This is a genomic window from Chryseobacterium sp. GVT01B, from assembly GCF_019970045.1.
Lineage (GTDB): Bacteria > Bacteroidota > Bacteroidia > Flavobacteriales > Weeksellaceae > Chryseobacterium.
This window is the reverse complement of the sequence record NZ_JAHXYI010000001.1, coordinates 727,478-740,631: the sequence shown is the minus strand read 5'-3', so window position 1 is coordinate 740,631 and position 13,154 is coordinate 727,478. Positions and strand designations below refer to the sequence as shown.

The 13,154-nt window shown below is 36.7% G+C and carries 10 protein-coding genes; 2 read left to right on the top strand and 8 right to left on the bottom strand.

Translation table 11 applies throughout. The features are described 5' to 3' along the window. Positions 1 to 1,290: 1,290 nt before the first annotated feature. The 3 genes from cysS to folE form a co-directional block, all read right to left on the bottom strand. Positions 1,291 to 2,757, bottom strand: a complete 1,467-nt coding sequence (cysS, locus tag LC457_RS03400; RefSeq protein ID WP_223598599.1) for a cysteine--tRNA ligase — start codon at positions 2,755 to 2,757, stop codon at positions 1,291 to 1,293. A 125-nt stretch (positions 2,758 to 2,882) separates the two neighbouring features. After that, positions 2,883 to 3,314 carry a DinB family protein gene (locus LC457_RS03395; RefSeq protein ID WP_223598598.1) on the bottom strand — a complete coding sequence of 144 codons (432 nt, stop codon included), beginning with the start codon at positions 3,312 to 3,314 and terminating at the stop codon, positions 2,883 to 2,885. Positions 3,315 to 3,320: 6 nt separating this feature from the next. Continuing rightward, positions 3,321 to 3,986: a GTP cyclohydrolase I FolE gene (gene folE / locus LC457_RS03390; RefSeq protein WP_223598597.1), complete on the bottom strand. Its 666-nt coding sequence runs from the start codon at positions 3,984 to 3,986 to the stop codon at positions 3,321 to 3,323. 101 nt (positions 3,987 to 4,087) lie between these two features. Between folE and LC457_RS03385 the strand changes: the two genes are divergently transcribed. Further along, entirely contained in the window at positions 4,088 to 5,239 is a 1,152-nt protein-coding gene (locus LC457_RS03385; protein ID WP_223598596.1) for a hypothetical protein, read from the top strand. A gap of 89 nt (positions 5,240 to 5,328) precedes the next feature. Then, entirely contained in the window at positions 5,329 to 6,036 is a 708-nt protein-coding gene (locus tag LC457_RS03380) for a hypothetical protein (protein ID WP_223598595.1), read from the top strand. Positions 6,037 to 6,088: 52 nt separating this feature from the next. On the opposite strand, the gene metF is transcribed toward LC457_RS03380, so the two are convergent. From metF to LC457_RS03355, 5 genes are all read right to left on the bottom strand, one after another. Next, positions 6,089 to 7,048 carry a methylenetetrahydrofolate reductase [NAD(P)H] gene (metF, locus tag LC457_RS03375; protein WP_123320601.1) on the bottom strand — a complete coding sequence of 320 codons (960 nt, stop codon included), beginning with the start codon at positions 7,046 to 7,048 and terminating at the stop codon, positions 6,089 to 6,091. Positions 7,049 to 7,055: 7 nt separating this feature from the next. After that, complete coding sequence (gene metH / locus LC457_RS03370) at positions 7,056 to 9,716, bottom strand: methionine synthase (RefSeq protein WP_223598594.1); 2,661 nt, start codon at positions 9,714 to 9,716, stop codon at positions 7,056 to 7,058. Between the two features lies 1 nt (position 9,717). Next, the gene (locus LC457_RS03365; protein ID WP_223598593.1) at positions 9,718 to 10,809 is read right to left on the bottom strand and encodes a fatty acid desaturase; all 1,092 of its coding nucleotides are present in this window, start codon (positions 10,807 to 10,809) and stop codon (positions 9,718 to 9,720) included. Between the two features lie 83 nt (positions 10,810 to 10,892). Then, positions 10,893 to 11,903 (bottom strand): homocysteine S-methyltransferase family protein, encoded by a 1,011-nt coding sequence (locus LC457_RS03360; RefSeq protein ID WP_223598592.1) that lies wholly within the window; start codon positions 11,901 to 11,903, stop codon positions 10,893 to 10,895. A 46-nt stretch (positions 11,904 to 11,949) separates the two neighbouring features. Beyond that, positions 11,950 to 13,110: an O-succinylhomoserine sulfhydrylase gene (locus LC457_RS03355; protein WP_223598591.1), complete on the bottom strand. Its 1,161-nt coding sequence runs from the start codon at positions 13,108 to 13,110 to the stop codon at positions 11,950 to 11,952. Between the last annotated feature and the right edge of the window lie 44 nt (positions 13,111 to 13,154).

Genomic DNA, 13,154 nt, shown 5'->3' with positions numbered 1-13,154 from the left:
CGCTTTTCAACGTAGCAATCTTCTCTGTCAGTGTCGCTCCGTATTTGCGAGTGCAAAAGTAAAACTTTATTTCTTAATGACCAAATGTTTTGAAAGAAAATTTTAAAGTTTTTTAAGTAACCTTAATTCCTTTCTCAACCTCAATCACCCTACTCCTGCGCTCCCTTTATTTGGGACTGCAAAGATACAAACTCTTTTTTAACCCGCAACTTTTTTTATTAAAAATTTAAAGTTTTTTTTCGTCCGTCTCTTCTTGAAGTATCTTAATGTTTTTAGCTTATCTAAAAGCTCTTCTGCGCTACTGTCTTACTCTCGTTTTTCAGTGGGGCAAAGATAGAAACTTATACGACACCCTGCAACTTTATTTAACATAAATTTTACCTTTCCGTAATATTTAACCCTAAACCATTGAAACAAAGGAGCAAAAATTTTAAACAAATGTTTGGAAGAAGGAAGGAAATCTTGGAGAGTCGGAGGGTTTGAGCGTTGGAGAGGATTTTGGGTCGGTGGAAAGGGATACGAGATACGAGATGCGGGGTGTGAGTCAGAGGGTGAGATGCGGGGTTTTAGGGTTTAGAATGATCAAAATATACATAATTATTATATAGAATAGCTTTTTAAAAGTTTTGGCTTCGCTATAGTCTTTATAATCATTATTATTCTATATCCCCAGATAGCATTGTCACTCCGTAGGAATAAGAACAAAACTCTTCTGTAAAATTAAAATAGCAGAAATATAATTCACCTTAATTAAAAGGCTTCGACTCAGCTCAGCATGACACTGCTAATACTAACTGATAAAAAAATCTTAAACATTATCCTGCCAGCTTACTTCCTTTAAAGGCTGTTTGGATTCCTGCGGAATGACACAATGGGAACAGAGGTTTATACTCACTAGCCACCTTACATAAAAATCAGGAATATGAAAATTCAACACCAATGTTCCTTTTCTACATAGAAACCTGAAACCCGAAACATAATAACCCGAACAACTGTATCCTTCTACCCCGAAACTCATCATTCATAATTCATAACTTATAATTCATCATTCGTCTTCCTAGCCCTGATAGGAATGGTTACCCCGCAGCATATGTAGGAGAGCAGATGGGTGTGAGCGTGGGAGTGCTCGGGTGCGAGGAGTATGAATGGATAGCAGGATGAAGCTCCTGAAAAAATCGTACTATATATAATAATGTATAAAGTGTATTTCTCAGATGGTCCAAAAAAACATTCCGTAAGAATCCTAAGTGTGGGACTCCTACGGAATGGGTATAAAACGAAGTTATATTTTTAGTTCAGAACGTATGATGTCCCGTCTCTTCCGTCTTTTAATTCGATTCCTTCTGCAAGCAGTTTGTCTCTGATCTGATCTGAAAGGTCGAAATTCTTGGATTTTCTTGCCTGATTTCTCAATTCAATTAAGACTTTTAAAGTTTGATCAAGCTTTTCATTATTATTTTCCTCTACAGTCTGTAATCCCAAAACGTCGAAGATAAAAGCATTCAAAGTTGATTTTAAATCTTCAAGATCTGCCGTTGAAATCGTTTCTTTACTGTCATTCAGAGCAAAAATATATTTCACGGCTTCAAACAGGTGAGCAATAAGGATTGGTGAATTGAAATCATCTGTTAAAGCTTCATATGCTTTATCTTTCCATTCTTTCAGGCTGAAACCAGATTGTTTTGTATCATCAGGAGTGATTGAGTTCAATACTTTTACAGCTTCCATTAATCTGATGAATCCTTTTTCACTGGCTATCATTGCATCGTTTGAAATATCCAGAACACTTCTGTAATGCGCCTGAAGGAAGCAGAAACGTACAATTGAAGGATGGAAAGGTTTTTCAAAGAAGTCATTATCACCTGTAACCAGCTGCATCGGAAGGATATAGTTTCCTGTAGATTTGCTCATTCGCTGAGAATTCATCGTCAACATATTGGCGTGCATCCAGTAATTTACGGGTGCAGCATCATTGCAAGCTTTCCCCTGGGCAATTTCACATTCGTGGTGAGGGAACTTAAGGTCCATTCCTCCTCCGTGGATATCGAAAGTTTCTCCTAAATATTTTGTACTCATTGCAGTACATTCAAGGTGCCATCCCGGAAATCCTTCTCCCCAAGGGGAATTCCATCTCATGATGTGAGCAGGTGATGCTTTTTTCCACAATGCAAAATCCTGTGGATTTTTCTTTTCTCCCTGTCCGTCAAGGTCTCTTGTATTGGCGAAAAGTTCTTCTATGTTACGTTTTGAAAGTTCACCATAGTTCAGTCCTCTTTTGTTGTATTCTAATACATCAAAGTAAACTGAACCGTTGCTTTCATAAGCAAATCCTCTTTCAATCAGCTTTTGAGTCAATTCGATCTGTTCTACGATATGTCCTGTAGCTGTAGGTTCGATATTGGGTGGCAAAAGATTGAACATATCCAATACTTTATGGAAATCAACAGTGTATTTCTGTACAATTTCCATAGGTTCCAGTTTTTCAAGTCTGGTCTGCTTTACGAATCTGTCATTATCTACATTCCCATCATCGGTAAGGTGACCTGCATCGGTAATATTTCTTACATATCTTACTTTATATCCCAAATGTGTTAAGGTACGGTAGATAAAATCAAAGGAAAGGAAAGTTCTCACATTTCCTAAATGCACATTACTGTACACTGTAGGCCCGCAGACATACATCCCGATATTTCCGTCTAAAATAGGTTTGAATATTTCTTTTTCCGCTGTAAGGGAGTTATATATTTTTAGTTGCATTTATTTTTAAGTTAAAAGATTCAATGATTTTAAAGATTCAAAAATTAGTTAAAAAATAATTCTGTCACAACAAATAATTGTCGTGATAAAAATTTTATCTGAAACTTTTTTAAATTTTATCATAATTAAATCGCTTTTAAATGATGCTGCAAATGGTCTACATAATCATTAATAATAAACTCCAATGTAAAAACCTGCGGCTCTGTTTTGGTTGTATCGCAGGTTCTCTGTAATGCTTCATCCGGGATATTTTCCACTACATGAACAATCTGATAGTTCAAAGATTTCCAAAGATCAATAAGATCCGAAACAGGAACATTCTGATAGTTCTGAGCTTTTACCCAGATATTCTGATCATATACAATATTTTCGTTCTCTTTATATTGAGTGACAACAAATCTACGAATATTTGTAAAAGCGCTGTCACAAAGGTGCCCTATAATTTCTTTTTTAGACCATTTTTCGGGGGCACTTCTGTATGACCATTCTTCTTCAGGGATATTTTGAAATCTCTGAAGTTCGGTATCAATAATATTTTTAAGAATTTGGTAGTTCATTGTTTATTAATCCAGTTTTGCATGGCTTCCTACATAATGAAGGAATTCCTGTCTTGTAATAGGGTTTGTTCTGAAAATACCACTTAGTTCTGCAGTAATGGTAGAACTTGCAGTATCTTTTATTCCTCTGCAGTTTACACAAAGGTGTTTCGCATCAATAATACAGGCTACATCTTTTGTTCCCAAAGCTTCTTTCAAAGCATCTACAATCTGCATCGTAAGTCTTTCCTGAACCTGTGGTCTTTTCGCATAGTAATCAACAATTCTATTGATTTTTGAAAGACCTATTACCTCACCATTGGAAATATAAGCTACGTGGGCTCTTCCTATGATGGGTAAGAAGTGATGCTCGCAGAAAGAATATATCGTGATATCCTTCTCCACCAACATCTGACGGTATTTGTATTTATTAGAAAAAGTGGAAATTCCCGGTTTGTTTTCAGGAAGAAGTCCTCCAAAAATCTCGTTCACGTACATTTTGGCAACACGTCTTGGAGAATCCTTCAGAGAGTCATCCGTCATATCCATTCCCAATGTTTCCATAATCTCACCAAAAAGCTCAGTAATTTTTTCTATTTTTTCCTGTGGCGATTTATCAAAAGCATCTTCCCTTATAGGCGTATGTTCTTTTCCAGTGAAAATATCATCGTCGTTATCAGTAAAATCAACCATTTTTATTTAATTTGCAGCAAAAATACGGATAATATCTATTTCTCTATTTCAAATAAGATGAAAAACATTATCTTTTATAGCCATTTCTGATTAAAAAGCCTATGATTATTGTTGAAGAAGTACAAAACCAACTCCATAAAAGGGAATTTCTTGAATTCCCTACGCAGCTTTATCAACGCGACAAAAATTATATCCGGCCTTTAGATAAGCATATTGAGGAGATTTTTGATCCTGAAAAGAATAAATTTTTTAAAAACGGTGAGTGTAAAAGATTTCTGTTTAAAAAGAATAACAAAACGGTTGGTAAAGTAGCTGTTTTTATCAATGATAGTTACGAGCAGAATCAACCTACAGGAGGAATTGGTTTTTTTGATTGTATTAATGATCAGCAAATTGCTAATTTTATTTTTGACCACTGTAAAAACTGGCTTCAGGGAAAAGGAATGGAAGCGATGGACGGGCCAATCAATTTTGGGGAACGGGACAAATTCTGGGGACTTTTAATTGATGGTTTTATTGAACCTTTGTTTGGTATGAATTACAATCTGCCTTACTACAAAGACCTTTTTGAAAATTATGGTTTTCAGATTTATTTTGAGCAGCTTTGTTTTACCAGACCTATTTTTGCAGAAGTTTCAAGAATTTTTACAATTGCTCATGAAAGGAACAGAAGAAATCCTGCAATTTCAGCCCAGCCTATGAAAAAGAATAACCTTGCTAAGTTTGCAAAAGATTTTACTGAAGTTTATAATAAAGCGTGGGCCTGCCACGGGGAAGGAAAATATCTGGAAGAAGCAAAAGTACTGAAGATGTTCAATACCATGAAACCTATTATCAATGAGCATATTTCATGGTTTGTATATGAAAATGGGAAACCGATTGCCATGTGGATTAATATTCCGGACCTCAACCAATGGTTTAAATATTTGAATGGAAAATTTGGACCTTTTGAAAAACTTAAATTTTTGTTTCTAAAACGATTTAAGAAGAATGAAAAAATGGTAGGGCTTGTTTTCGGGGTTATTCCGGAATGGCAGAAGAAAGGTATTGACGGATATATGATCTGGGAAGGAACCCAGCATTTGAGGAAACATACGGATTTTAAGATCACAGAACTACAGTGGATTGGTGATTTTAATCCCAAAATGATCAAGATTGCAGAAACTCTGGATACTTCAGTAACACGAAAGCTGGCTACTTACCGGTATTTGTTTGACAGGAATAAGGAGTTTGAAAGGCATCCAAGCTTATAGTTAAATACATCAATAAAATTTTATTACTTTAAGAATAATAGTTGTATTTTTGAAAATAACTTTTGAAAACTTTAAATAAAACTAACAAAATGAGAAAAGTAATTATAAGTGCCTTACTGGTTGCTTCATGCATTGCATATGCACAAGATTTCACACCTAACAACTACTCATCCAGCTACTCAAGTACAATGTCCGTCAATAGTCTTGGAGGAGATCATGCAGTATTTGGAGTACGATCAGAAAACTTTGGAAGAGCATTAAAGTATGATGAGATAGCCGGTTCTCCTTATTACAATGCTGAATTTCACCTTGCTAATGTAGCTGAAAATGTTGAAAAAGTACCTGTAAGATATAATAGTTATAAAGATGAAGTAGAATTTCAGAAAGAAGGTAAACCATTAGTACTACCTAAAGAAGAACAGTTTTCCAGAATTGAAATTATTTCGCCTAAAAGTACTATAGTATTATTAAAAACTAATGATGACCTGAGTGGTTATTTTTTTGAATTAATTAATGGTAAACTCCCTCTGTACAAAAAAATAAAGGTTAAATTTCAAGATGCCATTCCTGCAGCCAATTCATATGCAACTGATAAAGCAGCTTTTTTTAAAACTTTAGATCCTGTCTATTATATCAAGACAGAATCAGGATATATTAAGAAGCCAAAGAAAGTAAAAGAAATCGCTGATGCTTTTCCAGCAAAAAAGGATGAAATTGAAAAATTCGCGAAATCTAATAATATTAAAATAAATAAAGAAGAAGACCTCATTAAGCTGGTTAAATTCCTAAATCAATAAAAAAATAAACCCCTGTGAAAATCACAGGGGTTCCTTCATTTTGGTACTTTTATTAGAATAGCTCACCGGCTACTTTTTTTATGTTATCACTCTTACCCATGGAGTAAAAATGCAGAACAGGAACTCCAAAATCCAGCAATTCTTTGCATTGGGCAATTGCCCATTCTACTCCGATCTGCTTCACTGCTTCATTATTTTTTGCGTTTTCCACTTCATTGATGAGTTCTTCGGGAAGGTCTATTTTGAATACCTGAGGCAGTATTTTTAAATGCTTCTTTGTAGCAATTGGCTTAATCCCGGGAATAATAGGAACCGTAATTCCCATCTCTCTTGCTTTCTGAACGAATTCTATATACTTTTTATTGTCAAAAAACATTTGGGTAACAATATAATCTGCTCCGGCATCTACTTTTTGTTTCAACCATTTCAGGTCGTAATTCATGGAAGGAGCTTCCATATGTTTTTCCGGATATCCCGCAACACCGATGCAGAACTTGTTAAGCTCATCACAAACCTGCTCTTCATTATGAAGGTATTTTCCTCTTCCCAGGTTATTGATCTGATCCACAAGATCCATAGCACTCGCATGCCCTCCCTGAGTAGGCTCAAAATACTGATGTCCTTTCATAGCATCTCCTCTTAGAGCCATTACATTATCAATCCCAAGGTACATACAATCTACCAGCAGATATTCTGTTTCTTCTTTGGTAAAACCTCCGCAAAGAAGGTGTGGAACTGTATCTACATTATATTTATGTTGAATAGCAGCACAAATTCCCAGAGTTCCAGGGCGCATTCTCGTGATACGACGCTCCATCAAACCATTTCCTTTGTCTAAATAAATATATTCTTCTCTGGATGTTGTAACATCAATGAAGGGCGGTTTGAATTCCATCAATGGGTCTATGTTTGTATACAGATCTTCAATACCTATTCCCTTTTGTGGCGGAACAACTTCTAAGGAGAATAAAGTTTTTCCATTTGCATTTTTAATGTGTTCTGTTATCTTCATGTCAATTTTAATCTGCTAAATTTGGTGACAACCATTTTTTTGCTTCCTGGATGCTACAACCTCTTCTTGCTGCATAATCGTTAAGCTGGTCTTCTGTAATTTTTCCTAATCCGAAATATTTGGCATACGGGCTTCCGAAATAATATCCGGAAACAGATGCGGTTGGGAACATCGCAAGGCTTTCTGTAAGGAAAACGCCTGTATTTTCTTCTACTTTTAAAAGATCCCAGATTGTTTTCTTTTCCAGATGATCAGGGCAAGCCGGATATCCCGGAGCCGGACGGATTCCTTTATATTTTTCAGCGATAAGCTCTTCATTGCTTAAGGTTTCCTGATTGGCATACCCCCAATATTCCGTTCTTACTTTTTTGTGTAAAAATTCAGCGTAGGCCTCTGCAAAACGGTCTGCCAAGGCTTTTACCATGATGGAGTTGTAATCATCATTGGCTTTTTCGTATTCTGCAGACAGTTCATCAGTTCCAAATCCGGTGGTTACGCAGAATGCTCCCACATAATCGGTTTTTCCAGAGCTTTGAGGAGCGATGAAATCACTTAGAGCTAAATAGTCTTTTCCTTTTGATCTCTGAGCCTGCTGTCTAAGGGTTAAAAATTTTGCCTGCTCAGTGTTATTTTCATCAAAAATTAAGATATCATCGGATTCATTGGAATTGGCTTTAAAGATTCCGAAGATGGCTTTTGCCGTCAACAGTTTCTCATCCAGAATTCTTTTCAGGATTACCTGAGCATCTTTGAATAATTCTTTTGCCTGAGCGCCCACCACCTCATCTTCTAAGATATTCGGGTATTTCCCATGCAGATCCCAGCTTCTGAAAAACGGAGACCAGTCGATGAAAGGAAGAAGTTCTCTTAAATCCTGATTCTCGATTACTTTTATTCCTACAGTATTCGGAGTGAAGATATCTTCGTTTTCCCAATCAATTTTAAAATGATTTTCTCTTGCTTCTTCAATGGAGACATAATCTTTATCCACTTGTCTGTTCAGGAACTTTTCTCTGAAATCGGAATAGTCATTCTTTAAATCCGAAACGTATTCTTTATTTCTGTCACCCAACAATGAGCTCACAACGTTTACAGCTCTTGAGGCATCATTTACGTGAACGACTGCATTTTTATATTTTAAATCGATTTTCACCGCGGTATGTGCTTTTGAAGTTGTAGCACCACCTATTAATAAAGGAAAATCCAAATTTTGTCTTTCTAATTCTGAAGCGATATACACCATTTCATCCAAACTTGGTGTTATCAATCCGCTCAGTCCAATAACGTCTACTTTTTCTGCAATAGCAGTCTGGATAATCTTTTCAGCAGGAACCATTACTCCAAGGTCGACGATTTCATAGTTGTTACACCCCAAAACAACACTCACAATATTTTTACCGATATCATGAACGTCTCCTTTTACAGTTGCCATCAGGATTTTTCCATTGGCAGGTTTTGCTCCGTCTTTTTCAGCTTCAATGAAAGGCTGTAAATAAGCTACCGCTTTTTTCATTACTCTTGCAGATTTTACTACCTGAGGCAGGAACATTTTCCCACTTCCGAATAAATCTCCTACCACTCCCATTCCCGTCATCAGATTAATTTCGATAACATGAAGTGGTCTTGCTGCTGATTGTCTAGCTTCTTCTACATCTTCTTCAATAAAACGGTCGATACCTTTTACCAAGGCATAGGTAATTCTTTCCTGTAGTGGATTGTTTCTCCATTCTAAGTCTTCGGTCTTTTCTTTTTTGACTGATTTATGTTTTTCTGAATAATCAAGAAGTCTTTCTGTAGCATCTTCTCTTTTATCCAGGATCACGTCTTCTACAAGCTCCAGTAATTCTTTATTGATCTCATCATAAACTTCCAGCATCGCCGGGTTTACAATACCAATGTTCATTCCTGCCTGAATAGCATGGTAAAGGAATACGGAATGCATGGCTTCTCTCACTGTATCATTTCCACGGAAAGAGAAAGAAACATTACTCACTCCTCCACTTACGGATGCATAAGGAAGGTTTTGCCTTACCCAGCGTGTAGCTTCTATAAAATCGATGGCATTTCTTCTGTGTTCATCCATTCCCGTTGCCACAGGAAAGATATTTAAGTCGAAAATGATATCTTCTGCCGGAAAGCCAAGCTGGTTGACTAAGATATCATAAGAACGTTTTGAAATTTCAATTCTCCGGTCAAAATTGTCAGCCTGTCCCACCTCATCAAATGCCATTACAATGACTGCTGCTCCGTATCTTTTAATTGCTTTTGCATGTTTGATAAATTCTTCCTCACCTTCTTTTAAGCTGATAGAATTTACCACACATTTTCCCTGCGCTACCTGAAGACCGGCTTCCAGAATTTCCCATTTAGAAGAATCTACCATAATCGGGATTCTTGCGATGTCCGGTTCAGAGGCAATTAAATTCAGGAATTTGATCATGGATGCTTTTCCATCAATCAATCCATCATCGAAGTTGACATCCAGGATCTGGGCGCCTCCTTCTACCTGATGGCGGGCAATATCTAATGCTTCAGAGAACTTCTCCTCTTTGATCAGTCTTAAAAATTTTTTGGAACCGGCAACATTGGTCCTTTCACCAACATTGATGAAATTACTCTCCGGGGTTATGATAAGAGGCTCCAGGCCTGATAATCTTAAATATTTCATTTTATTCTTCTAAAATATAGTAGGCATTATTTGCATTCTGCCTCAATAAATCCCTATGCTTGCTTAAAGCAGTCAACAGTGGAAATCTTTTATAAGCAAGATCATATTCTCTGGCAAATTCTTCAATCTCCTCTGTGATCTCGTTGTAATACATATAACTGTAATTTGGAAACAGGTGATGGGCCACATGAAAATTGAAATTTCCCAACATATTTCTTACCAGCCAGTTATTTTCTTTTAAATCGTTCGTCACTTCAAACTGGTGACGAAGCCAGCTGAATGGAAGACCATTCTCTTTATTTAATCTCGGAAAAGCATTATCAGGAAGCGGATGCAAAGGCAGTAAAACAAACAATGCAAAAATACTTGCTGAAATCACCTGTAAAAACCACGCACCCAAAGCCAATCCTACTGATACTTTAAAGAACACAATAGGAATCACAATCTGATAAAAGAAGTAGAACAGCTTATAACTGATCATTTTTATTTTTTCCTTAACAGGTATTTGTCCCTGAGTTTTTAAAATCACCCTTTCCTTATCAAAGAAATCTCTAAAGTCTCGTATAAACATCCAGTTGAACAAATACAACGGATAAACTAAAAAGAAAAACTTATCCTGATACTTCTGTACTCCTTTTGCTTTGATCCACGGTACAATTAAAAGCAATCCGCTCTGTTCTATATCCGTGTCCCATCCGTCCACATTCGGATAGGCATGATGGCTTGCAATGTGTCTTTTCTTCCAGATGTAGGAATTAGCTCCTATAAAATCAAAAATATGAAGGACTAAATTATTCAGCTTTTTACTTTTATAGATATTGTTATGGGCTGCTTCATGAATCAGGTTCAAATAAATTAAAACAAGGGAGATTCCCATTAACACAAAACTCAATATATAGATCCAGTGCTTTTCAGCATTAAAAAGAGCAAGGAAGTATAATCCCAGATAAACCATCGGCAGAATAACTGCTTTGATCTGAATATAGATATCTCTGTTTTCAGAAATGGCTTCCACTCTCTTGTTCACTTTCTTTCTCAATTCATTAAAGAGTTTGATGTCTTCTGAATCTTTTAAGTAAATCGGCTTTTCCATTACATTAAATTTTGTGGTTTATTTAAAGATAATATTTATAACCGAGCCTTCATTATTGATTTTAATTAAAAAAATCTATCAAATCAGACAAATTCTCTCAATTTTCTAGGCGGATATTTTTCCACCAAATCTGCAATCGCCTTTATATGCTCAGGAGTAGTTCCGCAACATCCTCCGATAATATTGATCAATCCTTTTTCAACATATTCTTTGATCTGTCTTGCCATATCTTCAGGAGTTTCATCATATTTTCCAAAAGCATTGGGTAAACCTGCATTCGGATATGCTGAAACATAGAATTCCGAGTTATGGGCCAGTGTTTCAAGATAAGGAGTCAGCTGATCTGCTCCCAGTGCACAGTTGAAACCTACACTTAATAAATTCAGGTGGGAAACGGAGATCAGGAAAGCTTCTGCCGTCTGTCCGCTCAAAGTTCTTCCTGAAGCATCGGTAATGGTTCCTGAAACCATGATTGGAATTTTGATTCCTCTTTCATCCTGCAGTTCATCAATGGCAAACAAAGCGGCTTTCGCATTCAGTGTATCAAAGATGGTTTCTACCAAAAGGATATCTGAACCTCCATCCAGCAAAGCTTCACACTGCTGTTTATAAGCCACTCTCAGTTCTTCAAAAGTAATGGCTCTGTATCCGGGATCATTGACATCAGGGCTTAAACTCGCTGTTCTGTTCGTTGGCCCGATAGATCCTGCTACAAATCTCGGCTTATCCGGATTTTTTGCGGTGTACTCATCACAGGCTTTTCTGGCAATCTTTGCAGACTCATAGTTCAGTTCATACACCAATTCTTCCATATGATAATCTGCCATAGCAATGGTAGTCCCTGAAAAGGTATTGGTTTCTATGATATCAGCACTTGCTTCCAGGTATTTCTTGTGAACTTCCTCAATGGCCTGAGGCTGCGTCAGAGAAAGAAGGTCATTATTTCCTTTTACCGGATACTCCCAGTCTTTGAAACGCTCTCCCCGATAGTCTTCTTCTTCAAACTTATATCTCTGAAGCATCGTTCCCATTGCACCGTCAAGAATTAGAATTCTTTCGGATAACGCTTTATATAATTGTTCTGAATTTTTCATTTTTATCTATTTTGGTCATCATAAGCCTTAGCCTGCTCCTATTGAACTAGTCTAAGGCCTGTTTAAGATCTGCAATGATATCTTCAATATTTTCCAATCCTACTGAGCAGCGTACTAATCCCGCTGTAATCCCTACTTCATTTCTTTCTTCGTCTGACAGTTTAGAGTGTGTTGTAGATGCCGGGTGAGTAACAATCGTTCTTGTATCACCTAAATTGGCAGAAAGCGAACACATTTGTATCTTATCTAAAAAGTTTCTTCCACCTTCTATTCCGCCCTTGATTTCAAATGCCACGATATTTCCTCCAAGTTTCATCTGCTTTTTGGCAACTTCATAACTCGGGTGGGATTTCAGGAATGGATATTTTACTAATTCTACGTTCGGATGGCTTTCTAAAAATTCGGCTACCTTTAATGCATTCTCACAATGTTTTTCTACACGAATGGCCAATGTTTCAAGGCTTTTTGATAATACCCACGCATTAAAAGGAGACAATGCAGGACCTGTATTTCTTGCGAAAAGATAAATTTCTCTGATCAGGTCTTCTTTTCCTACTGCTATTCCTCCTAAAACTCTTCCCTGTCCGTCAATCAATTTCGTTGCTGAATGTACAACAATATCTGCACCATATTTGATGGGCTGCTGAAGATAAGGTGTTGCAAAACAATTATCTACAATAAAAATAAGATTGTGTTTTTTCGCAATCTGACCGAAAAACTCCAGGTCCAGGATTTCAATAGCCGGGTTGGTAGGCGTTTCAAGGTATAGGATCTTAGTATTCGGTTTGATATATTGCTCAACATTCGCTGCATCTTCTGCTTTGAAATAAGAGGTTTCAATATTCCATTTCGGGAAATACTTAGTGAATAATGTATGCGTAGAACCGAAAACTGACTGGCAGCTTACGATATGATCTCCGGCATTCAATAAAGCTGCAAATGTAGAATAAATGGCTGCCATCCCGGTTGCAAAAGCATATCCGGCTTCTGCGCCTTCCATTTTAGCGATCTTATCTGTAAACTCTGTTACGTTAGGATTGGAAAAACGGCTGTATAAATTTTTAGGTTTTTCTTCAGCAAAGCTTGCTCTCATATCCTCAGCATCCTGAAATATAAAACTGGACGTAAGGTATAATGGTGTAGAATGCTCGTCAAACTGGGTTCTTTCAGTCTGGGTTCTTATTGCTGATGTTTCAAAATTTCCCATATAGTTTTAATTTGGCAATTTGGCAGTGTAACCATCAGATTCTT